Annotated in this window: 20 protein-coding genes; 7 read left to right on the top strand and 13 right to left on the bottom strand. The window is 70.0% G+C overall.

What is annotated here, in order from left to right; translation table 11 throughout:
* Positions 1-186: 186 nt before the first annotated feature.
* The gene (locus tag NM1_RS29235) at positions 187-819 is read left to right on the top strand and encodes a DJ-1/PfpI family protein (RefSeq protein ID WP_068027010.1); all 633 of its coding nucleotides are present in this window, start codon (positions 187-189) and stop codon (positions 817-819) included.
* A gap of 52 nt (positions 820-871) precedes the next feature.
* On the opposite strand, the gene NM1_RS29230 is transcribed toward NM1_RS29235, so the two are convergent.
* The 7 genes from NM1_RS29230 to NM1_RS29200 all read right to left on the bottom strand — a co-directional run bounded on the left by NM1_RS29230 (position 872) and on the right by NM1_RS29200 (position 9,720).
* Positions 872-1,537, bottom strand: coding sequence for a double zinc ribbon and FHA domain-containing protein (locus NM1_RS29230; RefSeq protein ID WP_068027007.1), 666 nt, complete (start codon positions 1,535-1,537; stop codon positions 872-874).
* Entirely contained in the window at positions 1,534-2,838 is a 1,305-nt protein-coding gene (locus NM1_RS29225) for a vWA domain-containing protein (protein WP_068027004.1), read from the bottom strand. The genes NM1_RS29230 and NM1_RS29225 overlap by 4 nt, the downstream gene beginning before the upstream one ends.
* Positions 2,835-3,878: a PP2C family protein-serine/threonine phosphatase gene (locus tag NM1_RS29220; protein WP_084520156.1), complete on the bottom strand. Its 1,044-nt coding sequence runs from the start codon at positions 3,876-3,878 to the stop codon at positions 2,835-2,837. The genes NM1_RS29225 and NM1_RS29220 overlap by 4 nt, the downstream gene beginning before the upstream one ends.
* Positions 3,879-3,923: 45 nt before the next feature.
* Complete coding sequence (locus NM1_RS29215; protein ID WP_246011688.1) at positions 3,924-6,005, bottom strand: serine/threonine-protein kinase; 2,082 nt, start codon at positions 6,003-6,005, stop codon at positions 3,924-3,926.
* A 257-nt stretch (positions 6,006-6,262) separates the two neighbouring features.
* Complete coding sequence (locus NM1_RS29210; protein WP_068026998.1) at positions 6,263-7,462, bottom strand: hypothetical protein; 1,200 nt, start codon at positions 7,460-7,462, stop codon at positions 6,263-6,265.
* Between the two features lie 9 nt (positions 7,463-7,471).
* Positions 7,472-8,386, bottom strand: coding sequence for a glutamate ABC transporter substrate-binding protein (locus NM1_RS29205; RefSeq protein WP_084520164.1), 915 nt, complete (start codon positions 8,384-8,386; stop codon positions 7,472-7,474).
* A 62-nt stretch (positions 8,387-8,448) separates the two neighbouring features.
* On the bottom strand, positions 8,449-9,720 hold the full coding sequence (locus tag NM1_RS29200) for a GlnX family signal transduction membrane protein (RefSeq protein WP_246011689.1): 1,272 nt from the start codon (positions 9,718-9,720) through the stop codon (positions 8,449-8,451).
* Between the two features lie 332 nt (positions 9,721-10,052).
* Here NM1_RS29200 and NM1_RS29190 point away from each other — a divergent pair, with 332 nt between their 5' ends.
* From NM1_RS29190 to NM1_RS29170, 5 genes are all read left to right on the top strand, one after another.
* A complete protein-coding gene (locus NM1_RS29190) occupies positions 10,053-10,730 on the top strand; it encodes a phosphoribosyltransferase (protein WP_068026986.1) in 678 nt (225 codons plus the stop codon).
* A 44-nt stretch (positions 10,731-10,774) separates the two neighbouring features.
* On the top strand, positions 10,775-11,995 hold the full coding sequence (locus NM1_RS29185) for a cytochrome P450 (protein WP_068026983.1): 1,221 nt from the start codon (positions 10,775-10,777) through the stop codon (positions 11,993-11,995).
* Positions 11,992-12,552 (top strand): TetR/AcrR family transcriptional regulator, encoded by a 561-nt coding sequence (locus NM1_RS29180; protein ID WP_068026978.1) that lies wholly within the window; start codon positions 11,992-11,994, stop codon positions 12,550-12,552. Before NM1_RS29185 ends, NM1_RS29180 begins: the two co-directional genes overlap by 4 nt.
* A gap of 59 nt (positions 12,553-12,611) precedes the next feature.
* Positions 12,612-14,411 carry an acyl-CoA dehydrogenase gene (locus NM1_RS29175; protein WP_068026976.1) on the top strand — a complete coding sequence of 600 codons (1,800 nt, stop codon included), beginning with the start codon at positions 12,612-12,614 and terminating at the stop codon, positions 14,409-14,411.
* Between the two features lie 262 nt (positions 14,412-14,673).
* The gene (locus NM1_RS29170) at positions 14,674-16,032 is read left to right on the top strand and encodes a WS/DGAT/MGAT family O-acyltransferase (protein WP_068026974.1); all 1,359 of its coding nucleotides are present in this window, start codon (positions 14,674-14,676) and stop codon (positions 16,030-16,032) included.
* Here NM1_RS29170 and NM1_RS29165 read toward each other — a convergent pair.
* From NM1_RS29165 to NM1_RS29140, 6 genes are all read right to left on the bottom strand, one after another.
* Positions 16,022-17,593, bottom strand: a complete 1,572-nt coding sequence (locus tag NM1_RS29165) for an amino acid permease (RefSeq protein ID WP_068026970.1) — start codon at positions 17,591-17,593, stop codon at positions 16,022-16,024. The genes NM1_RS29170 and NM1_RS29165 overlap by 11 nt on opposite strands.
* A 104-nt stretch (positions 17,594-17,697) precedes the next feature.
* Entirely contained in the window at positions 17,698-18,714 is a 1,017-nt protein-coding gene (locus NM1_RS29160) for an ABC transporter substrate-binding protein (protein WP_068026966.1), read from the bottom strand.
* 60 nt (positions 18,715-18,774) lie between these two features.
* A complete protein-coding gene (locus NM1_RS29155) occupies positions 18,775-19,641 on the bottom strand; it encodes an ABC transporter ATP-binding protein (RefSeq protein WP_068026963.1) in 867 nt (288 codons plus the stop codon).
* Positions 19,638-20,702 (bottom strand): FecCD family ABC transporter permease, encoded by a 1,065-nt coding sequence (locus NM1_RS29150; protein WP_084520154.1) that lies wholly within the window; start codon positions 20,700-20,702, stop codon positions 19,638-19,640. Before NM1_RS29150 ends, NM1_RS29155 begins: the two co-directional genes overlap by 4 nt.
* A complete protein-coding gene (locus tag NM1_RS29145) occupies positions 20,699-21,715 on the bottom strand; it encodes a FecCD family ABC transporter permease (protein WP_246011690.1) in 1,017 nt (338 codons plus the stop codon). Before NM1_RS29145 ends, NM1_RS29150 begins: the two co-directional genes overlap by 4 nt.
* A gap of 449 nt (positions 21,716-22,164) precedes the next feature.
* Positions 22,165-22,881, bottom strand: a complete 717-nt coding sequence (locus tag NM1_RS29140; RefSeq protein ID WP_068026958.1) for a DUF8020 domain-containing protein — start codon at positions 22,879-22,881, stop codon at positions 22,165-22,167.
* A 220-nt stretch (positions 22,882-23,101) separates the two neighbouring features.
* Here NM1_RS29140 and NM1_RS29135 point away from each other — a divergent pair, with 220 nt between their 5' ends.
* On the top strand, positions 23,102-23,857 hold the full coding sequence (locus NM1_RS29135) for an RluA family pseudouridine synthase (RefSeq protein ID WP_068026956.1): 756 nt from the start codon (positions 23,102-23,104) through the stop codon (positions 23,855-23,857).
* Positions 23,858-24,104 lie beyond the last annotated feature (247 nt).

Here is a 24,104-nt window from a genome sequence, read left to right as displayed (position 1 = left end):
GGTAACACGCCTGTTGTCCAGCTCCATGAATGACCGTCGCGGATTTCATCCGACCGAACAACCCCGAGAGCAGCCGGGGTATGCATCCCGCAGCGGGGTACGCAGCTCGCGGCGGGCACGCAGCTCGCGGCGAGGCGTGCATTCGCGCATACGCTGGTTGTGGCCCACCGTCGACGAAAGGCAGCCATGCAGATCGCGATCGTGCTCTTCGACCAGTTCACCGCCCTGGACGCGGTCGGCCCGTTCGACGTGCTGAGCCGAATCCCCGGCGCCGAAACGGTTTTCGTCGGCGAACAGCTCGGGCCGGTGCGCAACGACAACGCGTCTCTCGCGCTGGTCGCCGATCGGACCCTGGACGAAACACCGCGCCCCGATATCGTGCTGGTGCCGGGCGGCCCCGGACAGACCCTGCAGATGGACAATCCGCGGCTGCTCGACTGGCTGCGCGCCGTCGACGCCACCAGCGCCTGGACCACCTCGGTCTGCACCGGCTCGCTGCTGCTGGCCGCCGCGGGCCTGCTGGAGGGCCGCCGCGCGACCTCGCACTGGGCCGCGCTGGACGAGCTGGCGCGCTTCGGTGCGCAGCCGACCCACGACCGGGTGGTGCTGGACGGAAAGTACGTGACGGCCGCGGGCGTCTCGTCCGGCATCGATATGGGGCTCACGCTGATCGGCAAGATCGCCGGTGACGAGCTGGCGATGACGGTGCAACTGCTGACCGAATACGATCCGCAGCCGCCCTACGACGCCGGTTCGCCGCTGAAGGCCCCCGCGGAGATCGTCGAAAAATTGCGTGCCGCAAGCCGTTTCACGGAATAGGCGCAGCTCCGGCCGTGCGCGGGCGGACGGCGGCTACGCCGGACAACCGAACTCAGGCGGGTTCGCTGGTGACGGTGATGGTGGTCCAGCCGCCGACGTGGATGCGGTCGCCGCTGCGCAGCGGCACCGGCGTCTTCGGGGGAATCAGGTCGTCGCTGCCGTTGAGGCTGGTGCCGTTGGTCGACCCGAGATCGGTGACGGTGAGGCCGCCGTCGTCGAGGTGCAGGCGGGCGTGGGAGCGGGAGACTCCGATGTCCACCGGGGCGATACCGAGGTCGATCTCCGGGAGCAGCCCCTGCGACACGCTGCGCTTGCCGATCAGAAAATCATTGCCGTGCAGCACGATTCGCCGTTCCCGGTAGTAGTCGGGAAACTCGACGCGGTCGGCATCGGGCCCCTTGCGGGTCAGCATCCGCTCGTAGAGATCCCGGTCGGCGACGACGGTCGCGACCCATACCGACTGCCGGGCAACAGCTTCCGCTACTTCCGACCGATCGTCGGCCGAGGCACCGAGCGCCTCCACCACCCGCCCCGACGACATGGGCAGCGCCGAATCGTGACCGCACGCCTCGCAGAACCTGCCCGAGATCGGCGCGTCGCAGGCCGGGCATCGGGTCGGCTGCTCCACCGCGGGCGGGGCCTCGCCGATGGAGCTGCCGCACACATCGCAGTAGTCGGTGGCCGCGGAGGCATGGCCCTCGGGACAGGTGGCCGTCATGACTCCTCCTTGCGCACCCGGGCCGTCTTCGTGGATCGAGCATCGAGGGCGCGCTCGTCGAATTCGTCGACACCGCGGCGCAGGCGCACGGTGCCGGTGCGGTCGTCGACCTCCACGACATTGCGCAAAAGCTTTGCGGTGCCCTCGTTTCCGGACTCCTCGGCGAGCTGCACCGCCCGCTGCAGCTTCGCGGTCGCGGTCGCGTCGTCACCCTCCCGGCGGGCGGCCAGCCCCTCCTGCACCGCCTCGGCCAGCTCGGCCTGGCCGGTGTAGTGGGCGACGCGGCGATTGATCCGCGTGGACAGCTCGGTGTCGGTGGTCCACACCGCCTTCACCAACCCCTGCCCGACCACTTCGTCGCCCGCGACAACGCTGATCCGGGCGGCCAGCTTCTCCCGGCCCGGCGCGGCGGGCGCGACCCGGACCTGAACGTGATAATCGCGTTCCTCCGCCGCCCAGGAACCGAGCGGATACTCCCCGACCTGCGATCCGGTCTCGGTGCGACGGTCGGTCAGGTCCTGGAGCGCCGGGGCCACCTGCTTGACGAACTGCACCCGGGCGCCGACCGGCGTCCAGACCCGCAGCGCCAGATCCGGAACCACCTTCGCCATCGATCCCCGCATCATCGTCCGGAAGTCGGCGGTCAGCTCGTCACCGGACCGCACCACATCCAGCGTGCCGAGCATTCCGGACTCGATGGCGCGCAGTTCCTTGACGAGATAATCCTTTCCGACACCGCGGATGTCACAGGTGAAATGCCCCTGCGACTGCGCGATCTCGGATTGCAGCTGCTCCTCCGACTCGTGCTCGTTCTTGCCGTCGGTCAGCAGGATGACGTGCACCTGTGCCTTCGGATGCTGCATCGCCACCTGCCGGGCGACCCCGAGCCAGGTGCCCATCGCGGTGCCGCCGTAGGGCCGGAGCTTGTCCAGCTCGCGCCGCGCGTCCGATCGTGACCCGCGGTCGGCGGCCCGCAGCGGTCCGCGTCGCGGATACACCACCTCACCCTCGTGGGTGCCCTGCACGATCGCGAACAGCGTGCCGTCGGGCATCTCGTCGAGCGCGGCCAGGGTGGCACGCCGCGCGCCGTCGAACCGGTCACCGGCCCCCATGGACCCCGAGCAGTCGATGATGATGATCTCGACGCGTTCCGAGGGCGGGGCCGACACCGCGAAGTCGGCACCGGTCGCCACCGTGACGATGGCGTGCAGCGTGTCGCCTCCCTCGGCGAGGTACGGGTTCTGGTCGACGACGACCGAGATGTCGCCGCCCGCCGCCGAACCGTCTGCTTGCGAACTCATTGCGCACCCCCTGCAGGTATCGATGCCGCGGCGGGTATCGCCGCGAGCGCCACCGTGATGTTGTCGCTGCCCCCGCCGTGCAGCGCGACCTCGACCAGATCTCGGGCGGACCGCAGCGGCGCCGAGGCGGTCGCGACCACGGCCAGTCCGGTGGGGTCGGGCAGGTAGTTCCACAGCCCGTCGCTGCACAGCAGCAGCGCACCCGGCCCGCGTACGCGCAGCGAGTGCACGGCCGTGTCGGCGGGGACGTGCTCGGAATCGGCGCCGAGCCAGCGCATCAGGGCATGCGCCCGCGGATCCCGCATCGCGGTCTGCTCGTCCATGCCGCCGGCGTCGACCAGCAATTGCGCGTAGGAGTCGTCGGCGGTCAGCCGCCGCGAGGCCACGCTGTCGCCGGGCCCGTCGCCGCGCAGCCAATACGCCCTGCTGTCACCGACATTCGTCACGGTGATCTCGAATTCCCCGTCGCCGCAGGCCCGCAGCACCGCCGAGACATAGGTGCACGAGGGCGCGTGGCCGTCGGCGATCGACACCCCGCGCACCGCCTCGAACGCCGCCACCAGGCCGTCGATCACGGCCTCGGCCGCGGTGCGATCCGCGGCGAGGGCGGCCAGGCACGCATCCACCCCCGTGCGGGCGGCCGTGCCCGACGCCACCTGCGGGTCGTCCGAGGTCGATACGCCGTCGCACACAGCGATCACGATCGTGGGGCCGGACGCGTCGTCGAGGACCGCGGCCGCGACCGCGTCCTCGTTGCGCGCGTGCGCTATTCCGCGATCGGTGATCAGCTGCACCACGCCCAGGTCGGCCTCGGCGCGATCGGGCGGCCGGTGCCGTGCGCCACAGCTCGCGCAGTAGCGATCGTCGTCGAAATCCGTTCCGCCGCACTGATCACAGGCGGCCGCGGGATCGATCGTGAGGTCGGGCAGCGCGGCCCGGTACACGGCCAGTTCGCGGCCGCATTCCTCGCAGAACCTGTCGGCCGCCCCGATGCGCTGCCCGCATCCGGGGCAGTGCAGCCCGGTTGCCAGTTCACCCACAACTCCCCCTGTTCCCGCCCTGAGCGCGTGCTGGCGTCGGCCGCTTCACAGCACCGACCTCGGACGGATCGCGTTGGCGCGGTCGACCAGTTCGAACCGCGCCCACATATCGTCGGTCTCGTGGGCGAGGTCGCGGAAACAGCGGTCCAATCCCGCGCGCACCCCGGCCGGGTCCAGCCCGTGCCCCAGGAGCGGATCGGATCCTTCGGCAGTGTGTCCGGCGGACAGCCACTGCAGCGCGGGCTCGAGCACCCGCATGCGCACCAGGGCCGCACGGCTTTTCGATTCGATGACGATCCCTTCGGTCCGGCTGCCGCAGTCGCGCAGCAGCGCTTCGGTGAGGTCGGCCGGATCGCGGCCGGTGAGCAGCGTGTGCACGGCGGCGATGCGAGCCTCGGTATACAACGCCGAGGCGGGGTCGACCTCGTCGAGCACGGTGACGGCGCGATCCCGGTCGCCCGTGGCGCGGCACAGCCGGGCCAGGCCGAAGGCGGCGGCGACGAATCCGCGATCGGTCCGCCAGACCGTCTCGTAATACCGCATGGCGCGGGCGGTTTCGGCCGCCTGCTCGGCGCCGTCGGCGGAGCGGGCCAGTTCCGCGGCCGCGGCCAGCGCCAGTTTGGGCGCCGACTCGCCCGGCAGCGCCTGATACACCGATTCGAATTCCGCTGCGGCGGCGGGGAAATCGGCGCGCAGCAGCTCGGTCATGCCGCGGTACCACGTCAGCCGCCAGTCGTCGCCGAGGGTGCCCTCCAGCTCATCGATGCGGCGCTGCGCATCCCCCGCATCGCCGCCCTCCACGGCGGCGCGGAGCAACCGCAGCGGAATCTCGACCGAATCCGCCTTGCCGGTGACGACCGACCGCAGCCCGGCGGCGAGCGCCGGCTCCAGATCGGCGACCGTGACCCCCGCCGTGGTCGCCAGCAGCCCGGCGCCGGTGTCGGTGGGGTCGACCAGCGGAACCGGCAGTGCCGCAACGATCTCGCGCACCTCGGGTGCGGTATCGATGCCGTAGCCGAATACGCCGCGCGGCGGGCCGAAGTTCACCGACAGGCCCGGCCGCGGCACCCCGTCGGCGGCGGCCAGGACCTCGCGCAGCACGCCGGTCAGCTGGTCGGCCATCTCCTCGGTGGAGGCGAAGCGCGCCTCCGGGTCGGGCTCGGTGGCGCGCAGCAGCAACCGATACAGCGAATCGTGTTCGGCCAGCAGGGGTTCGGTGTCGGGGCCGGGCAGTTCGGCGAAGAACCCGTCGCGCTGCGGCACCTTCATGATCAGCACCGCGAGCGTGCGGCCGACGGTGTACACCTCGGTCGCCACGGTCGGACCGGTCTCGGCGATCTCGGGGGCCTGGTAGCCGATCGTGCCGTAGATGGCGCTGTGCTCGTCGTCCATCGCGATGACCGCGCCCAGATCGATGAGCTTGAGCTGCTCCTCGGTCTGCATCACGTTGTCCGGCTTGAAATCACAGTAGGCACGCCCGCGGGCGTGCAGGTAGCCCAGCGCCGGGAGCATCTCCAGGATGTAGGCGATCGCCTGTGCCGGAGGCAGATACGAGCCGTCGCTCTCGCGGCGGCGGCGCAGCAGCTGTTTGAGCGAGGTGCCGCCGACGTACTCCATCACGATGTACCCGACCGTCGCCCCGTCGTCGCCGACCTGTTCGGCGAAGTTGTGGATCTTCACGATATTCGGGTGATCGACCTCGGCCAGGAATCGGCGCTCGGCCTCCGCCGCCGCCTCCGCATCGGGGTCGGCGGCGTTCAGCAGGCCCTTGAGCACGATCGGGCGGCGGTTGACCGCGTGGTCGACAGCGAGGTAGATCCAGCCCAGGCCGCCGTGCGCCAGGGCGCCCAGGACCTCGTACTGACCGCCGACCAGCTCGCCCGGGGTGAGCTTCGGCGAGAACGAGAACTTGGTGCCGCAGTGCGGGCAGAAGCCCTCGGCGCGACCGGGACTGCCCTCGCGGGACCGGCCCACCGGGCGATCGCACCTGCCGCAGAAACGCTTGTTCTCCGGAACCTGCGGATCGGCGAGCACCGCGGTGGACGGATCGACGGGTTGCACCCGCGGCATTTCCACCATGCCCGCGCCGAGTCGGCGGGAGCGCCCGGAACTGGACCGGGTGCGCACCGATCTGCTGGTGCGCGTGGTCCCGGTGGCCGCCCGGGTCCCCCGCTCGATACCGGGCGCGGTGTCCGTCCCGGGCGGCGGAGCGGTACCGCATGTATCGCAGTACCCGTCGACAAGCGTTCCCCCACAGCCGGATTCACCGCACAGCACGCCTCGGCCCGATGCCGTACCCGCGGGTTCCGCCGCCGGGGGCGCGGTCCCGCATGTATCGCAGTACCCCTCGACAATCGTTCCGCCACAGCCCGTTTCGGTACACTTCATCCCCGCCTCCCCGATTTTTCCGCGATCACCTGCTGAAAGTCCGTGACGGCCCGCGTGACGGCCGCCAGGTCACAGGGCCGGCGCGAGAGCAGCCCGCTCGCGATCCGGTGCGACGAGAGCACCTCCGGATCCTCGCTGACGCCCAGCCGCGCGGCCTTGGACTGGTAGGCGGCGAGGCGGCCGCGCAGTTCGATGCGGCGGTCCAGCAGGCCCCGCGCCAGCTGTTCGTCGGCGGCCGCGGTCGCCGCCGCCGCGTCGATGCGCCGCCGCAGTTCGAGCAGCGCCACCGCCGAGGTCAAGGGGCTGTCCGGGCCCGCCGGATCGGCGCAGGCGCTCGACAGCGCGGCCAATTCGGCGCGCAGCGTGGCCGAATCGTCGGCGTGCACCGGCAGCGGCGCGGTCACGATCTTGGTCTCGGCCTCCGCGCGGGCATCGGCCGCCCGCTCTCCGGCGGCCCGCAGCGCATCGATGCGGGCGCGCGTCTCGTCGACGGCGGCGGGCCAATCCGCGCTCAGGGCCCGCACTTCCGCCAGTGCCTCGGACTCCCGCCGCACGCGGCCGCTCAGTTCCGTTACGCGGGAATCGATATCGCCGGGGGTGAGGGCCAGCGGATCGGTGGCCGACCGGCGCAGCAGATCGGCCACGCCCGCCGCGATGGCGCGCAATTCCGCGGTGGCACTGCCCAATCCGTCCAGCTGGGCCTGCACCGGCGCCAGCCCGCTCAGCACGCGGGTGTTGACGGCATCGACGGCGTCGAGGAACTCCGCGATCACCGGGAAGTGGGTGCGCATGCGTTCCACGGTGTCGGCGACGCCGACGAACAGCACCTCCTCGCTGGGCCCGGTCAGCGAGCGCTGCGCGAGGGGAATCGCGGTCCGCGAGATCTCGTGCGGCCGATCACGCAGCAGCCGGGTGAGTTCGGCGCGGTCCGCGTCGCCCGGGCGCTGACGCCGGGACCGGATGGTCCGCGCCTGATCCAGGATCGCCTGCAGCCGCGCGTAGTCCTGCCACATCAGATCCAGCTGCTGCCGCACCGATTCCCATCGGGTCGCGGTCGCGCCGCTGGGCGGGTAGCCGCGCAGCAGGGTGAGGCCGGGGTGTTTGTCCAACTCCAGCAGGGTCGCGGTGATGGCCTCGACTTCGCGGCCCCGCCGGGCTAATTCGCTGTCGATCTCGGCGACGGTCAGCACTCGCATCGGGCTCGCCTACCCCGTGTAGCGGGGAGCCGGGGCTCCCGGGGAGGGGCCGAGCGCATCGAGGTGCATGGCGTAGAGCCGCTCCCAGGTCCCGTCCGCCCGCAGGCGGTCCAGGACACCGTTGACGAACCGGACCAGATCCGCCTCGCCCTTGGGCACACCGACGGCGTAGTTCTCGAAACCCAGGCCGTCGCCGACCACCTGGAGGTTGCGATCCTGCTCGGCCAGCCCGATCAGGATCGACTCGTCGGTGCTGATCGCGTCCACCTGGCCCTGCTGCAGCGCCACCAGGCAATCGGTCCAGTTGTCGACGCCCAGCACCGTCGGCCGGGTCGGCAGCGTGAACAGCGGCCGGGAGGAGTTGGAGCCGAAGGTCACGCACACCCGTTTGCCGCTCAGGTCGGACAGCCCGCGGATGCCCGAGGTGCGCGGCGCCAGAATCCGTTGCGCCGCACGGTAGTAGACGCTGGAGAAGTCGACGTCACGGCGCCGCTCGCAGGTTACGGAGAAGGTGCGCGCGACGAGATCCACCTGCTTGTGCTGCAGGGCTGGCACCCGCTCCGCGGTCGACAGCGAGCGCAGCTCGATGCGGTTCGCATCGCCGAACAGCTCGCGCGCGATCTCGCGGGCCAGGTCGATATCGAAGCCTTCCAGCTGCCCGGTGGCCGGATTGCGGAATCCGAACAGATAGGTGTTCTGGTCCACGCCGACGGTCACCCGCCCCTTGGCCATGATTCGCGCCAGCGCCGAATCCGGCGGCAGCGCACCGGATCGCGGACCCGGCCGCAGGCTGGCCTCCGCATCGCACCCGCTGTCGGGGGCCGTCGGGTTCGTGATCTCGCGGGCCTTGGGCGGCAACGGGTTCACCGGGGGCACCGGATCGGAGCGGGGCACGGCCGCATCCGCGCCGCAACCGGCCAGCATCGCCACCGCGGCGACGGACAGTACCGCCCGCAGTGCTCGCCGGGGCGAGTTCGGCAGCGCACTCACAGGAACTCCTTCAAACGCGGCCAGAGCCCGGCGACCGCCCCGGCGGCCGCGATCACCATCAGCGCCAGGATGCCCACGGCAGCGCCGATCCAGGCGTCTCCGGCGGAGTCGATCTGTTGGCGCAGTTGCACCCTGGACCCGTCCAGCCCGGCGCGCAGGGAGCCGTCCAGCTCGGCGAAGCGCAGGGCCGACGACTCGGGCCCGGTGCCGATGGCCTGCGCGACCGCGGCCGGGTAGTTGGCCGCGTTGTAATACTCGAGTTGTCGCTCGTGACCGGCCGACCATTGCGAGAATTGCTGCTGCATGGGGGAATTCGGAGCGGCGACGCTCGTCAGCTCGTCGCGCAGCCGCGCCGTCTTGGCCTTGAAGGCCTCCTCGGTTTCCTTGGTGTCGCCGCGAGTGATCAGCTCCAGGGTCTCGTCCGTGCGGGCCTGCTGCGCGAGAATCCGCGCCTGCGCCAGATTTTCGCTGCGCGCCGTCGGGCCGCTCGAACCGGTGTCCACCGAGCCGTGCGAGACGACGGTGGCGATCAGGATCCACAGCAGGCCCAGCACGGCCGCGCCCGCACCGGCCACCACGCCGAGGTTGTAGCGGCGATTGGTGCGCCGCAACAGAATCCGGGACACGAAGACGGCGCCGGCGATGGTGAGGACCAGCAGCGTCAGCGACCACCACGGCAGCCCGGTGATGGCACGCTGATCGGCCCGCAGCGCGGCGTGCCGCTGGTCGGTGAGTTTCGCGGCGCTCGGCAGCAGGGAGTTCTGCATCAGGCCCGACGCCTCGCGCAGATAGGCCGAGCCGACCGGGAAACCCTGCCGGTTGTTGGCCCGCGCGGACTCCACCAGGCCGGTGTATGCGGGCAGGTCGGCCGCGATGCGCGCGGCCACCTCCCGGGTCTGGGCGTCGCTCGCTCCCGCGGTCGCCGTCGCGAGCGCGTCGGCCGCATCGGCCAGCGCCTGCTGGTACTGCCCGCGGATCTGCGGTGATTCGATACCGCCGGACAGGAACGCGGTGGCCGCCGAGGCGTCGGCCGCGGACAGCGCCACGTACAGCCGCTGCGCGGCATCGGCCAGCGGTTCCGAGCGCTGCAGGGCCGCATCGCGCCGAGCGGTCTTGCCGCTCAACTCGTTTGCGCTCACCAGGCCGGTGACCAAGCACAGCAGTACGGCTGCGAGAGCGATCGCGACTATCGCACCGGGCGTCGTTGCGGCGAAGCGCCGCAACCATTCCGCGCCGTTGCGGACCGTCGCCGGTAGGCGAAGTCCCAAGCTCCCTCCCCCTCATCCTTGTCACGCGAGGCACCGGGCGTTCGTCCGGCACGGAGAGAGGCAGCGCGAATATCTCTCGGCGTGCCCGGCGGTCGCGCCGGAGTCTCGAACGCGATCGTACGGGAGCGGAATCCGATTCGCTGCTCGATCGCGGCCCGATGCCCCGCCCTCGGGGCCGTCACCTGCGACCGCGCCGAAACCGATATCGAAAGGCAAGGAGATCGCGACCATTTCGGCCCGCAGGAGGCCGGATCCGGCGTAGAGTACCGAGCTGTCTTCCGAGCCCACTGCTGCGGCTCGATCCTCTTTTACGAACTGTCAGGGTGAGAGCGATGCCCTTCCTGGACCGCCGCGAAGCCGGGCGACGGCTCGTCGAACGCCTGCGCGCATTTCGCGGTCCGGACACCGTCGTACTCGGGTTGTCGTGCGGCGGTGTACCGGTCGCGTTCGAGGTCTCCACGGCGCTGCGCGTGCCATTGGACGTCGCGGTGGTGTGCAAGCTCGAGGTGCCCGGCCGGCCGCGGCTGGTCTTCGGCGCCGTCGCCGAATCCGGTGCGCGCGTGGTGGACGACGACCTGGTGGTGCGCGCGTTCATCACCGCGCCGGAGCGGGCGCGGGTGGAGCGCCAAGCGCGAGAAATGGTGCTGCGCAACAGCGCTCGCCTACGGCGTGGCCACCTGCCGATGCCCGTCGCCGGCCGCACCGTGATCCTCGTCGACGACGGAGTCACGACCGGTAACGCCGCGCGGGCGGCGTGCGAGGGGGCGCGGGCGCGGGGTGCCGCACGGGTGGTCTTCGCGGTCCCGGTCGGTTCCTGCCGTCCGATCCGGGCGCTGTCGAGCTGCGCGGACAACGTGATCTGCCTGGAGACGCCCGCGCTGTTCCACACCCTCGGCCAGTGGTACCGGCACTTCGACGAGGTCACCGAGGAGACGGTGCACACGCTGCTCGACCGCGCGGCCGAGCAGCTGCGGGACCAGCCACCCACCGAGCCGATCCGAACATCCTGAAACAGGTTCTAGACACTTTCGAGGATTTGTCTTATCTTCGAGACATGCATGGCGATATGTCTCATGCGGCTCGGTTCCAACTCCGCTCGGGCGAAACCTGGCGCGACCCCTGGACGATGTATGCCGCACTGCGCGAGCACGACCCCGTCCACCACGTGGTCCCCGAGGGTCGCGAGCACGAGGACTACTACGTGCTGGCCCGCTACACCGACGTGTACGAGGCGGTGCGCGACCCCGAAACCTTCTCCTCCGCACAGGGTTTGACCGTCGACTACAACAACCTGACCGAGATCGGCCTCGGCGAGAACCGGCCGTTCGTATTCACCGACCCACCGGATCACACCCAGTTCCGGCGGCGGGTCGCCAAGGGCTTCACGCCACGCCAGGTGCAGGAGATCAGCCCGGCCGTCCGGGAATTCGTCGTCGAGCGCATCGAACGACTGCGCGCGAACGGCGGCGGCGATATCTCCGCCGAGGTGTTCAAGCCGCTGCCGACGATGGTGGTGGCCCACTATCTCGGTGTGCCGGAAGAGGACAGGTCGAAGTTCGACGAATGGAGCGAGGCCATCGTGGCGGCCTCGGCCACCGGCGGCGTCCTGCAGGCGCAGGCCGCGGTCGGGGAGCTGACGCAGTACTTCGCCGGGCTGATCGAACGCCGCCGCGCGGCGCCGGGCGACGATACCGTCTCACACCTGCTGGCCTCGGGCCTGGCCGAGGACGGCGATGTCGGCGGCGTCCTGCAGGTCCTCGGCTTCGCCTTCACCATGATCACCGGCGGCAACGACACGACCACCGGAAACCTCGGCGGCGCAGTGCAATTGCTGACCGAGTACCCACACGAGCGGCGGCGGCTGCTCGACGATCCCGACCTGATAGCCGGGGCCGTCGACGAATTCCTGCGGCTCACCTCGCCGGTGCAGGGCCTGGCGCGCACCACCACCCGCGATGTCGAGATCGAGGGCGTCACCATTCCCGAGGGTCGCCGCGTGCTGCTGCTGTACGCCTCGGCCAACCGCGACGAGCGCGAATACGGTTCCGACGCAGGCGAACTCGATGTGACGCGACGCCCCAGGAACATCCTCACCTTCGGCAACGGCAACCACCACTGCCTCGGCGCGGCCGCCGCGCGGATGCAGGCCACCATCGCCCTGCGGGAACTGCTCGCCCGCTGCCCCGACTTCACCGTCGACCTCGACGCGGTGCGCTACACCGACGGCAACTACGTGCGCTGGCCGGTCAGCGTCCCCTTCCGGGCGGCGGCATGAGCGGGCGGGGAGCCGACCCGGCCGAGCGCATTCTCGACGCCGCGGCCCGCCTGTTCGCCGAGCGCGGCGTGGCCGCGTCCGGAATGGCCGATATCGCCAAGGCCGCCGGGTGCTCGCGGGCCACGCTGTACCGGTACTTCGACAGCAGGCAGGCGGTCCGGCTGGCCTTCGTGCATCGCGAGGCGCGGCGGATCGGGACCGCGGTGCTGCGGGCGATCGGCGAGATCGACGACCCGGGCGAACGCCTCGTCGCGGGGGTCCGGGAGGCGCTGCGCCTGGTGCGCGCGGATCCACTGCTGATCGCGTGGTTCCGGCCCGGCGATGCGGGTCTCACCGGCGAGATCGCGGCGACCTCCGAGGTGATCACGGCGATCGCGGGCTCGCTGTTCGCCTCGGAAGACCGTTCCGGACAGCAGGATTCGGTGCTCGCGGGCTGGCTGACCCGAATCATCGTGTCGCTGCTCGCGGTGCCGGGCCGGGACGAGCACGAGGAGCGGGTGATGCTGGAGCGCTTCGTCGCGCCGCTGGCCGTAGAGGCGCGGACCCGCACCGACTAGGAACGGCCGCCGCACGCGGGGCTTGCGCGGACGTGCACCGACCCACAAGGGTGGGTGTCATGGATTCGCTGATCATGTCCGCCCGTGATATCGAGTTCCTCCTCTACGAGTGGCTGGACGTGACCGGGCTGACCGCCCGAGAGCGCTACCGGGAGCATTCCCGGGAGACCTTCGACCAGCTGCTGCAGCTGAGCAGCGAGCTCGCGGCGAAGTACTTCGCGCCGCACAACCGCGACGGCGACCTGCACGAACCCACCTTCGACGGCGAGAAGGTGCACCTGCTGCCCGCGGTGAAGCAGGCGCTGGACGCGTTCAACGAGGCCGGGCTCGTCGGTGCGGCGATGGACGAGCGGGTGGGCGGAATGCAGTTGCCGCACACCGTGCTCACCGCCTGCATGGCATGGTTCTACGCCGCCAATGTCGCCACCACCAGCTACGCCATGCTGACCATGGGCAATGCGAACCTGCTCGCCGCGCACGCCTCCGCGGAGCAGATCGATCGCTTCGTGCGGCCGATGCTGGCCGGGCGCTACTTCGGCACCATGGCGCTGTCGGAGCCGCAGGCGGGTTCCAGCCTGGCCGACATCACCACCCGGGCGGTTCCGCAGGACGACGGCGGCTACCGGTTGTTCGGCCGCAAGATGTGGATCTCCGGCGCCGAGCACGAACTGTCGGAGAACATCGTCCACCTGGTGCTGGCGCGAATCCCCGAGGCACCGGCGGGCACCCGCGGCATCTCGCTGTTCATCGTCCCGAAGTACCTTCCCGCCGAAGACGGTTCGGCGGGCGAGCACAACGACATCGTGCTGGCCGGGATCAACCACAAGATGGGCTGGCGCGGAACGGTCAACACCGCACCGGTTTTCGGCGACGGCGCCTACACCCCCGGCGGACAGCCCGGCGCTGTCGGCTATCTCGTCGGTGAGCCCCATCGCGGCCTCGCCTACATGTTCCACATGATGAACGAGGCCCGGCTGGGTGTCGGCCTGTCCGCGACCGCCCTCGGCTACACCGGGTACCTGAAATCGCTCGACTACGCCCGCGGGCGGCCGCAGGGCCGCCCGGTCGCGAGCAAGGGTCAGGCCACCCCGCAGGTTCCGATCGTGCGGCACCCCGATGTCCGGCGCATGCTGCTCGCGCAGAAGTCCTACGCCGAGGGCGCGCTCGCGCTGCAGCTGTACTGCAGCACGCTGATCGACGAACAGCGCAGCGCCACCACGGATGCCGACCAGCAGCGCGCCTCCACCCTGCTGCGCGTGCTGACCCCGGTCGCCAAGAGCTGGCCCAGCCAGTGGTGCCTGGCCGCCAACGATCTGGCCATCCAGGTGCACGGCGGCGCCGGCTACACCCGGGACTACGACGTCGAACAGCACTACCGCGACAACCGTCTCAATCCGATTCACGAAGGCACGCACGGCATTCAGAGCCTGGACCTGCTCGGGCGCGCGGTCACCGCCGACAGCGGCGCCGCGCTGACGCTGCTGCTCGAAACCATCGGCGGCACGGTGGCGGCGGCCCGGGCCACCGCCGACGGCGACCTGGGCGACTACGCCGATGCGCTGCAGCAGGCGGCCGGTCGCGTCGCCGCCACCACCGGGCTGCTCTGGAAGGATATGAATCCCGATGTGGCGCTGGCGAATTCAGCGGCGTACCTGGAGGCGTTCGGGCACGTGGTGCTGGCCTGGATCTGGCTGGAGCAGGCCGTCGCCGCGCACGGCCGCAGCGGATCGTTCTACGACGGCAAGCGCGCGGCGACCCGGTACTTCTTCCGCTGGGAACTACCCCGCACCACACCGCTGTTCGAGTTGCTCGACTCGCTCGACCGCACCACGCTCGATCTCGACGACACCTGCCTGTGAGCCGACTCGATCGGGAATCTCCAGCCCGCCTGACAGATTGAGAACGCCGTCTTCGGGTAGCCGATGAAGATGAAGCGCGCCTTACGGCCGGTGGAACGGCCGGGGCGCCGCTTCCGCGATTGCCCGGTCCGGCACCGTCTTCGTCGCTTGCGACAACACCAAATACATTCGGTGATAAGGTAATACGCATTCAATCCCACGGTGGCAACGACGCCTGACCGTACCCGTACGGCCTCCGGCCCACCCGGTATAGGCGGAACCGATGGATCTTCTCAACCCTATCGACGCAATCTTCCTGGCGACCGAATCGCGCGAGCATCCGATGCACGTGGGCGGTCTGCAGCTGTTCGAACCGCCCGCCGACGCCCCGGCCGACTTCGTCCGTTCGATGTACGCCGAGGCGAGGGCGGCGACCGAGGTACAGCCCCGGTTCCGGCGCCGTCAGCGCCGCATCCTCGGCGGCTTCTCCAGCGTGGTCTGGTCGCACGCCGACGATATCGATCTCGGCTACCACCTGCGCCGCTGCGCCCTGCCCGCGCCCGGCGGCACCACCGAACTGCTCGACCTGACCGGCCGGCTGCACTCGTCGCTGCTCGACCGGCACCGGCCGCTGTGGGAGGGCAGGTTGATCGAGGGCGTCGCCGGGGGGAGGTTCGCGCTCTACATCAAGGTCCATCACGCACTCATGGACGGGGTGTCGGCGCTGCGGCTCATGCAGCGCACCCTGACCGACGACCCGTACGACACCCGGCTGCGGGTGCCGTGGACGCTCGACCGCCCGGAACGCGAGACCGATCCGGAGGCGTCCGACAGCCCGTGGGATCAGCTACGAAAGGCGCTGCCGCGCATAGCAACCGGGGTCGGCGCCTCGGCCTCGGCACTGCGCGCCCTGACCGAAGGGCGGCTCGAGCTGCCGCTGTCGGCGCCACCGACGATGTTCAACGTGCCGATCGGCGGCGCGCGCAGTGTCGCGGTGGGGTCCTGGCCGCTGGAACGGATTCACGCCGTCCGACGCGCGACCGGCACCACGGTCAACGACGTCGTGCTCGCGATGTCGGCGGCGGCGCTGCGCGGCTACCTCCTGGATCACGATGCGCTGCCGGACAAGTCGTTGACCGCGATGGTGCCGGTGAACGTGCGCCGCCCGGCCGAGGGAGAATCCGACGGCAACATGGTCGCGGCGCTGCTGTGCAGTCTGGGTACCGATATCGATGACCCGGCGCAGCGGCTACAGGCCATCAGCACCTCGATGCGGCGTTCCAAGCAGGTTTTCCAGCAGCTGCCGCAGCTGGAGGCGATCGCGCTGTCCGCACTGCTGATGTCGCCGCTCGGCATGACCCTGGTGCCGGGATTCCAGGCACTGCCGCGGGTCCCGTTCAACCTGGTGATCTCCAACGTTCCCGGCCCGCGCAAACCGGTGTATCTGCAGGGCGCCCGGCTCGACAGCAACTACCCGCTGTCCATCCCGCTCGACGGCCAGGCCGTGAACATCACCGTCACCAACACCGCCGACACCCTGGACTTCGGCCTCGTCGGCTGCCGCCGCACGGTCCCACACCTGTCCCGGATGATCGACCACCTGGACACCGCGCTGAAGGAGCTGGAGATCGCTACCGCATAGGCCCGCGGAGGTGCTCGTCCCCGGGGAACCGGGTGCGCGGCTGCTCGATGATCACGGTCGGTTCGGCCGGGCGGCCGGGCCACGGGCGTTCGGCCAGGACCGGGAACTGCCCGGCGTGGCCGTGGCGAATCTCGGCTATGCGCATCACTTTTCGGCGCGTGAGGAACCAGCCGACGATCAGGACCGGAACCACGACCAGAATGAACCCGACGACGGCGGCGCGCTGGACCCAGGTGCCGCTGCATGCCATCAGGACGACCACGCTCGCGAGGAAGACCAGGGCCGCCACGCCCGTGTACGGCGTCCCGGGCAGCCGGAACTTCGGGCGGAACGCGATGCCCTGGCGCCACCGGTACCACAGCCGCAGCTGGCACAGCAGCACCACGGCCCACGACACGATGGTCCCGAGTGCCGCCACGTTCAAGACTATTTCGAACGCCTGATCCGGAACCACCGCATTGAGGGCGACCCCGATCAGCGCGATCGCACCGGTGGCGAGGATGCCGACGTAGGGCACCCCGCCGGCCGACATCCGCGAGGCGACGCCGGGGGCGCTGCCGTTCATCGACATCGACCGCAGAATTCTCCCGGTCGAGTACAGGCCCGCGTTCAGACTGGAGAAGGCCGCGGTCAGGACGATCACGTTCATTATCGATCCGGCCGCCGGAACACCGAGGCCCGCAAAGAATGTCACGAACGGGCTTTCCCCCGGTCGAAATGCCGTGTAGGGCAACAGCAGTCCGAGCAAGATCAGGGAACCGACATAGAACAGCGCGATTCTGGCGATGACGGAGTTGATCGCGCGCGGCATGATCTTCTCCGGTTCCTTCGTCTCACCGGCGGCAATGCCGATCAGTTCCACTGCGGCATAGGCGAATACGACGCCCGTTGTCGCCGTTACCAGCGGCAGGGCACCGGTCGGGAACAGGCCGCCGTGCTCGGCGATCACCCCAACTCCGGTGTCGTTGCCACGAATCGTGAAGCGGCCCGCGAGGAATACGGTGCCGATAATCAGAAACCCGCTGAGCGCAACGACTTTGATCAAGGCAACCCAGAACTCAAGTTCCCCGAACCATCGCACCGAGACCAGGTTCGTGCACACCACCACGATCAGAGCGATCAGTGCGAGAAGCCAGTGCGGGACAACGGTGACCGGATTCCAGTACCGGAAGTACGTTGCGATGGCGGTGATGTCGACGATCCCCGTCATGCACCAGTGGAAGAAGTACGTCCACCCGACCGCGAAAGCCAGCTTCTCCCCGTAGAACTCACGCGCATAGGAGACGAACGACCCGGCGGACGGCCGATGCAGCACGAGTTCGCCGAGTGCCCGCAGGATGAAGAAGATGAACACCCCGCACACGCCGTACACCAGGAACAGGCCGGGCCCGGCGCCCGCCAGGCGCCCGCCCGCTCCCAGAAACAGGCCGGTCCCGATCACCCCGCCGATCGCGATCATCTGCAGCTGTCGCGTCCGCAGCGATCTCCGATACCCGGCGTCTTCGGCATGCAGCGCGTCCGCCAGCGCCGACAGCTCCACAGGTCGCCGCGCTGAGCTCATGACCAGGCCTAACTGTGAGACAAATCATGTCGCAAAGTAATGTACCGTCATGTAGCGGTTCATTCAACAGCGGGAGCATTACGCCTGATAGGCGGCCGTGCCCGCTACTTGGCGGGCGGTGTCACCCCGAATGCGGCGGCCACGTCGTCGAGCATGCGATCGGCGGCCTGCACCCCGATACCCGACATCCAGGTCTCGTCCGGCACCTCGAACACCTTGCCGCCCTTGACCGCTCGCAGATCGCGCCAGAGTGGGCCGCTGGTGAACCCGGCCTTCTCGGTCTTGCCCGGATCATCGATGGTGGCCACGAAGACGGCATCGGCGTCGGCCTGGTCGACCTGCTCCGGGCTGACCTCCCGCATGATCTTCTTGGGGTCGGTGGATTGCTGCGTCGCCGGTCGCGGCAGCCCGATGTCCTGCAGCACGACCCCGCTGAACGAGTTGCTCATGTACAGCCGCGTCGGCCCGGCCAGGAAGCGCACCACCGAGACGGTCGGCAGGCCGCCGCCGTTCTTCGCCGCGATCGCCGCGCCGACGGCGGCCGCGCGCTGCTCGTAGCGCTGCAACGCGTCGGCGGCCTGGCGATCGAGGCCCAGCGCCTTCGCGTGCGCCGCCAGATTGGCTTTCCAAGGGCCACCGGTATTTTCGGTGAAAACGGTCGGCGCGATGCCGGACAGCTTGTCGTAGATCCGCTCGTGCCGGATCTTCGACGACAGGATCAGATCGGGACGCAGCGAGGCGATCCGCTCCAGATTCGGCTCCTGCATCGGGCCGACATCCACCACGCCGTCGACCTTGCCCGCCAGGTAGTCCGGGAAGCCGCCGCGAGTCTTGGTGTGCGGCACCACGGCTCCGACCGGAGTGACACCCAGCAGGGTGGCGGAGTCGAGCTCGCCGGTGTCGAGCACCACCACCCGGGCGGGCGGCCGCGGGATCGTCACCTGCCCCATCGGGGTGTCCAGGGTGCGGGGAAAGCTCGCCGGGTCCGCGGCGGACAACACCGAACCCGTTGTGGCAGTGTCATTTCCGCACGCCGCCAGCCCGGAGATGCCGAGCAGGGCCGCGGCCAGCGCGGCGATGAGCCGGTGGTATCCGCGCATAGGTGAACGCCTGGTGGACATGGGTGGTCCTCACTTCCGGATAGCTGTGTTCGGCCGCCCGCTTCGGACGGTGACGGTGGGTCAGGATCCTTCGGCGGATGCCGGTGCGGCGGTATGTCGCGCGGCCCGGCTGCGCGGAATCACCAGCGGCGTACCGGTTTCCGGGTCGGGGATCACCCGGCAGTCGACGCCGAAAACGGTGCGCACCAGCTCGGCGTCGAGCACCTCCGCCGGTGCACCGGCCGCCGCCACCGCACCGGAGTCCAGGACCACCAGGTGGTCGGCGTACCGCGCGGCCTGCCCGAGATCGTGCAGCACCATCACGACGGTCCGGCCCGCGGTCGCATGCAGATCCGCGATCAGGTCGAGTACCTCGAGCTGATGGCGCAGATCGAGGAAGGTGGTGGGCTCGTCGAGCAACAGCAGATCGGTGTCCTGCGCGAGCGCCAGGGCGATCCAAACCCGTTGGCGCTGACCGCCGGAGAGCCGGTCGACCTGTTGGCCCCGCAGCTCCGAGGTCCCGGTGCGGTGCAGCGCGTCGAGCACGGCCTGCTGGTCACCGGCCGACCAGGGGCGCAACAGCCGCTGATGCGGGTATCTGCCCAACCGCACCAGCGCCTCGACGGTGATCGCCTCGGGCGTGATCGGCTGCTGCGGCAGCAGGCCGAGCCGGCAGGCGAGCGTGCGCGCCGACATCCGGTGGATATCCGCGCCGTCCAGTGTGACCGTACCGCCGGTGGGGCGCAGCAACCGCGAAAACCCGCGCAGCAGTGTGGATTTACCGCAGGCATTGGGTCCGACGATGGCGGTCACCGCGCCGCCCGGCAGCTCGAGATCCATGCCGCCGATCACGGATCGCTCGCCGTAGTTCAGCACCAGCCCCTGTGCCGCCAGGACATCGGCGCCCGCCTGTTCCGCGTCGAGCCCGCCGCGTTCCCGAATACTCATGCGCTCCTCCGATGGGCCGGGCCGCTCTCCCGCAGCATCAACACGAGCAGCCAGGGTGAGCCGATCGTGGCCGTCATGACGCCGACCGGCACGCTCGTCGGCAGCACATGCGCCGCGACGAGATCGCATCCGAGCAGCAATGCCGCACCGGCCAGCCCGGTGACGATCAAGCCGAGCGCGGTCGGCGGACCGGTCAGCAATCGCACCAGGTGCGGTACCGCCAGGGCGACGAACGCGATCGGCCCGGCGAGCGCGGCCGCCAGCGATGCCAGCGCAACTGCGCTCAGCAACAGGCGAATTCGCGCCGACGACGCCGGAATACCCAGCGCACCGGCCGATTCGTCGCCCAGATCCAGCGCCGCCAGCGTGCGGTACTGCGCGAACACCAGCGCCAGCACGAGCACGCTGCCGACCGCGGCGATCTGCACCTCCGGCCAGGTCCGGCCGTAGAGCGAGCCGGTGGTCCACTGCATCGCCGAGGAGGCCAGTTCGCGGGGAAACCGCACCACGAGCAGGTTCACGGTGGCGGCCAGCCCGGCCTGCACGGCCAGGCCCACGAGCACCAGCCGGGTGACCGGAAGACCCGCCCGGCGGCCCAGCATCGCGAGCAGCACCCCGGCGAACAATCCGCCGCCGAGTGCCGCGAACGGAATCAGCCGCTGCCCCGCGCCGAGGGCGAGCACCAGCACCGCCCCGAGGGACGCACCGCCGGTGACACCCATGACATCCGGTGAGGCCAGCGGATTTCGGAACAGCCGCTGCAGCACGGCCCCGGCGACGGCCAGGCCCGCACCCGCGATCACACCGGCCACCATCCGCGGCGCCCGGAACTGCTGGACGACGTACACGGTTCCGGAATCGCCGAAACCGACCGCGGCCCGCAGGGCGGCGCCGACCGGCACCGCCATCTCGCCGACCGACAGCGCCACGGCCGCGAGCGCCGTCGCCGCGAGCACGAATCCCGCCCCGAGCAGGATCGCGTTCCGACGTCGACGATCGTCGACGCTCTGCGTAATGTCCTTGCCGGACAGTATCTTTCGTGACCCTAGAGCGGTATTCATCGGCCCGCTCCGCGCCGCGCCAGCACGACCAGCAGTGGCGCACCGAGGAAGGCGGTGATGATGCCGACCTCGACCTCGGACGGCCGCGCCACGAGCCGTCCCGCGATATCGGCCGACAGCAGCAACACCGGACCGGCGATCAGGCATCCGGGAATCAGCAGCCGATGATCGCCCCCGACCAGCAGGCGGACCAGATGCGGCGCCGCCAATCCGATGAACGAGATGGGCCCCGCGACGGCCACGGCCGACCCGGCCAGCAGCACCACCGCCGCCATTCCGGCGAAGCGGATGCGCGCGACGGGCATACCGAGCGCGGTCGCGGCCTCGTCACCCAGGGCCAGCGCATTCAGCGCCGGTCCGATCGCGAGGCCGACGACCGCGCCGAGTATCAGCGTCGGCAGCATCGGCGTCAGCGCGTCGAGGCCGCGCCCGGCGATCGATCCGGCCAGCCAGAACCGCGCCTCGTCCAAGGTGCGTTCGCTGAACAGCAGTACCGCCGACGTCCACGAGACGAGCAACAGCTGCAGCACGGTGCCGCCGAGAACCAGCCGGACCGGATCGAGGTCGCCCGCCCGCCGTCCCAGCGCGAGGGTGAACGCGGCCGCCCCGGCCGCACCGGCGAAGGCGAAGCCCACGAATTGCACGGGATGGGTCAGCCGCAGTGCGAAGATCGCGACCACCACGGCGAGCCCGGCACCGGCGTTGATACCCAGGGTCGTCGGCGCGGCAAGCGGATTGCGGGTAATTCCCTGAACCACCGCACCGGCGAGGCCGAGCGCCGCGCCGATCACCAGGCCGATCACGGTCCGGGGCCACCGCAGACCCGTGACCACCAGCGCGTCCCGCCCATCGCCCAGGCCCAGCAGGGCCTCGACCACGGTCGGCACCGGTACCGAGCGGGCGCCGATCGCGAGACTGAGCACCACGCACAGCAGTAGTGCGGCAAACCCGAGGGCCAGCACCGGCACGCGGAGCCACCACCGCACGGCACTGGTCGAGTCTGTCGAGGTCACGGGGCGTGAGCTTAAGTTAGCCCTACCTAACCTTGTCAACGGCCTCATGTTGAACGACCGCCCAGATGATTAGCGACAGCAACGTTTTCGGCAAGCGAGCGGCCACTGCGGCGCAGCCGCGGAGACGACGTGGATCGGATGTCGCCGACACGGTGCGGCGACACCCTCGGCGGTTGCCCCCGCGGTACCGGCCGCATCGCGGCGAAGGTCAGCCAACCGGCGCACGACCTGGCCGAAACCCGGCATCGGCGACCACCGGGAGCATTGCCCCGCCGGGCTTCCAGGCCGTGCTCGCGCCGGTCCTCTCGCTGCGCCGGGCTCGACCCGAACAACCCCATTTCAACTCGTGCGTCCCACGCCGGAGACAGCGATCCGCGCGCGGCCGCCCCACCTAAACTGTGATTACTCTCTCTCTCAGGAATCTCACAGCTTCGCCGCCGGTGGCGCCGCTACTTCGCGGGTTTGAACGGCTCGTTGATCGTGGTGAAGTACTGGGCGAGTGCGGCGATGGCGACCGGCGCCGTGACGAACAGTTGCCCGGCCACGGTGCCCAGCGCGCCGATCGCGAGAATGCCGCCGAGGCAGCCGACCGCGGCGGCCGGAATGAACGGGCCGAACAGCCCGACGATGGTGGCGGCCGCGACCGTCGCGCCGGCGATGCCGCCGAGCACGCAGCCGACGGCGGCGCCGCCGAGACCACCCACCACGGTGCCGATGGTGGCGCCGGTGGCGACCGTGTCCTTCAGGCGGGTGAACGCGTCGACCTCCCGGTCGTAGGGCGTCTTCCACGGCGCCTCGTTCTCGAAGGGCAGGGCGACGGGCCGGTAGACCGCGTGCTCCAGATCGAACACCGGCGTCAGCCTCGCGGTGTGATCGGTGATCTCCGCGGCGATCGGAAAGACGAAATCGTCTACGCGGAAACCGAGTTCGCTGCCGGCTACGGTGGCGCCGTCGGCCGCTTTGATCTTGAAGATCCCGTTCTCGTCGACCATCGAACCCGAGTCGGTCCGGATGACGGTCGAGGCGCCGTCGACCGATGCGGTGTAGTTCACCACGCCACTGTTCACCGCGGGCCCGTCCGCCGCGGGCGCGGCGTGGACGGCACCGGCGGTGATCCCCAGGGCAGCGGTCAACAGCGCCGACGTGGCGGCGAACTTCCTCAACATTCTTTCTTCCTCACCTTCGGCTGGAGATCGAGTGGCACACCCGGCCGAGGCGCAATCGGTCCGCGGTGACCTAGCTATATGACGCCATTTGACGGTACATAATTTAACGGCCCTTTGTCGAATGTTTAGAAGGCGTTCATCACCGTACCGGCACCGAGCCGGAACCGCCCCGACGCCGGGTCGTACTGTCTGGGAAGTACATGCCGGACGAAAGGGATCGATGGTGCAGGCCGACTGGCCCGAACTCCGCAACCGGTGCCTGATCACCGAGGACGAGGCAATCCTCGCGCTGAACAAGCCCGCCGGGATCTCGGTGACCGGCGAGCGGCACGACACCGACATCGTGGAGCTCGCGGCCGAGCACGACGAACGGTTGTACCCGGTGCACCGCATCGACAAGGTGACCTCGGGCCTGGTGCTGCTGGCCAAGGATCTCGCCGCGCACGGGCAGCTCACCCGGCAGTTCAACAAGCGAACGGTGGACAAGACCTATCTGGCGATCACCGCGTCGACCGGGCTGCCCGAGCACGGCGTCATCGAGCTGCCGCTCGGTATCGGCCGCAAGAACCGGGTGCGCATCGCCGCACCCCGCGAGAGCATCGTCCGCGACGGCGACCTGTGGCACGTCGAGGAGCGAGATCTGTTGGCGGGCAAGAATTATCCGTCGCGCACCGAATTCACCACCCTGCTGCGCACCGAGGACTGCACGGTGCTGGCGGTCCGGCCGATCACCGGTCGGCGCCACCAGATCCGCGTGCACCTGGCGTGGATCGGCCACGCCATCGCGGGCGACCCGCTGTTCGACAAGTCCGACTCCCGCTCGCGCACGCACCTGCACTCCTGGCGCCTACGCCTGGAAGCCCCCTGGCGCACTCCCACCCAACTGGCCTTGGAAGCCCCACCGGGACAAGACTTCTGGACGATCGGCACGACCTCGCTCACAGACAACCCAGCCGCCCTCCTGAGCGACCTGTAACCCGTCGCTCCCCGCCGCCATCACGACACAACTCACCGCCGCCATCCCGGCAGACCAACCACCGTCATCCCGGCCGACCCACCACCGCCATCCCGGCACGCTTTCGACCGGGATCTATGCCCTGCCGCAGTGGATTCCGGCCAAAGCATCCGGAATGACGGTGGGTGCTCAGGCGGGCAGGTCGAAGCTGATGACGACCTGTGGCTGCACGTCGCGCTCGACGAGGTCGGTGGTGCCGCCGGGCGGG

Origin of the sequence: Nocardia mexicana NBRC 108244 (assembly GCF_001613165.1) — a bacterium.
Lineage (GTDB): Bacteria > Actinomycetota > Actinomycetes > Mycobacteriales > Mycobacteriaceae > Nocardia > Nocardia mexicana.
The sequence above is the reverse complement of the archived record's forward strand: the minus strand, read 5'-3'. Positions and strand labels throughout refer to the sequence as shown.

Bases quoted from the DNA above. Each gene is read 5' to 3' on its own strand.
- NM1_RS29180 (WP_068026978.1), top strand. From the start codon at position 11,992: ATGAGCGGGCGGGGAGCCGACCCGGCCGAGCGCATTCTCGACGCCGCG.
- NM1_RS29185 (WP_068026983.1), top strand. From the start codon at position 10,775: ATGCATGGCGATATGTCTCATGCGGCTCGGTTCCAACTCCGCTCGGGC.
- NM1_RS29170 (WP_068026974.1), top strand. From the start codon at position 14,674: ATGGATCTTCTCAACCCTATCGACGCAATCTTCCTGGCGACCGAATCG.
- NM1_RS29150 (WP_084520154.1), bottom strand. From the start codon at position 20,702: ATGAATACCGCTCTAGGGTCACGAAAGATACTGTCCGGCAAGGACATT.
- NM1_RS29230 (WP_068027007.1), bottom strand. From the start codon at position 1,537: ATGACGGCCACCTGTCCCGAGGGCCATGCCTCCGCGGCCACCGACTAC.
- NM1_RS29205 (WP_084520164.1), bottom strand. From the start codon at position 8,386: ATGCTGGCCGGTTGCGGCGCGGATGCGGCCGTGCCCCGCTCCGATCCG.
- NM1_RS29140 (WP_068026958.1), bottom strand. From the start codon at position 22,881: ATGTTGAGGAAGTTCGCCGCCACGTCGGCGCTGTTGACCGCTGCCCTG.
- NM1_RS29135 (WP_068026956.1), top strand. From the start codon at position 23,102: ATGGTGCAGGCCGACTGGCCCGAACTCCGCAACCGGTGCCTGATCACC.
- NM1_RS29210 (WP_068026998.1), bottom strand. From the start codon at position 7,462: ATGCGAGTGCTGACCGTCGCCGAGATCGACAGCGAATTAGCCCGGCGG.
- NM1_RS29190 (WP_068026986.1), top strand. From the start codon at position 10,053: ATGCCCTTCCTGGACCGCCGCGAAGCCGGGCGACGGCTCGTCGAACGC.
- NM1_RS29155 (WP_068026963.1), bottom strand. From the start codon at position 19,641: ATGAGTATTCGGGAACGCGGCGGGCTCGACGCGGAACAGGCGGGCGCC.
- NM1_RS29165 (WP_068026970.1), bottom strand. From the start codon at position 17,593: ATGAGCTCAGCGCGGCGACCTGTGGAGCTGTCGGCGCTGGCGGACGCG.
- NM1_RS29235 (WP_068027010.1), top strand. From the start codon at position 187: ATGCAGATCGCGATCGTGCTCTTCGACCAGTTCACCGCCCTGGACGCG.
- NM1_RS29175 (WP_068026976.1), top strand. From the start codon at position 12,612: ATGGATTCGCTGATCATGTCCGCCCGTGATATCGAGTTCCTCCTCTAC.
- NM1_RS29225 (WP_068027004.1), bottom strand. From the start codon at position 2,838: ATGAGTTCGCAAGCAGACGGTTCGGCGGCGGGCGGCGACATCTCGGTC.
- NM1_RS29160 (WP_068026966.1), bottom strand. From the start codon at position 18,714: ATGTCCACCAGGCGTTCACCTATGCGCGGATACCACCGGCTCATCGCC.